The following is a 920-nucleotide window of genomic DNA, read 5'->3' as shown; positions in this document are numbered from 1 at the left end:
CGCGGGGCGGCCGCATCCGCGGCTAGCTTTCGGGGTCGGGCACGGCCGCCGCCGGCTTCCGGGGCCGGACACGCTGCCGCTCGTTATCGTGGTCGGCCACGGCCACCGCTCGTTTTCGGCGGTGCCGTACGCCTCGTGTGCTCCCCCTCTGTACGAGACTCGGCGGTACGTGGCCGCCCACGCCGGACTCGGCGGTACGCGTTCGCCCGTGCGGGGCTCGGAGTCACGTGGCCGAGTGCCGTGTCACCACCCTCGCGAAGGAGCCCATCGTGACCACAGCCCCCAGCACAGCCGGCGGCACAGCCAACAGCACAGGATCCGCCGACGCACCCACCGTCGCCGTACTCGGCACCGGGATCATGGGGTCCGGGATGGCCCGCAGTCTGCTCAGGGCCGGGCTGCCGGTGCGGGCCTGGAACCGGACCGAGGCCAAGGCCCGGGCGCTGGCCGACGACGGGGCGACGGTGTTCCCGGACGCCGCCGAGGCCGTGCGCGGCGCGGATGTCGTACTGACCGCGCTGAACGACGGACCGGCCGTGTCGGCCACCCTCGATGCCGCCGCCCACGGCCTGCACTCCGGTCAGCCGTGGCTCCAGACCTCGACCGTCGGTCCGGATGCGACGCTCCAACTCGCCCACCGCGCTGCCGAGTTGGGGGTCCTGTACTACGACTGCCCCGTACTCGGCACCAAAGCGCCCGCCGAGGAGGGCAAGCTGACGGTTTTCGTGTCGGGGGCCCCCGAGGCGCGCGAGCGGCTCGCACCCGTGCTCGACGCGATCGGACAGCGGACCGTCTGGGTGAGTCACGAGCCGGGCGGCGCCTCACGCCTGAAGCTCGTCGCCAACACGTGGGTGATCAATCTGGTGGGCGCGGTCGCCGAGTGCCTCGGCCTCGCCGAGGCGCTCCGGGTGGACCCGCGT

At 73.5% G+C, this 920-nt stretch carries 1 protein-coding gene; it reads left to right on the top strand.

What is annotated here, in order from left to right:
* Positions 1 to 269: 269 nt before the first annotated feature.
* The coding region (locus tag AB0D31_RS12435; RefSeq protein ID WP_362720794.1) for an NAD(P)-binding domain-containing protein at positions 270 to 920 on the top strand (651 nt) is incomplete at its 3' end.

It is taken from the genome of Streptomyces sp. NPDC048361 (assembly GCF_040651795.1).
Classification (GTDB): Bacteria; Actinomycetota; Actinomycetes; order Streptomycetales; family Streptomycetaceae; genus Streptomyces.
This window is presented reverse-complemented; position numbering and strand designations above follow the sequence as displayed.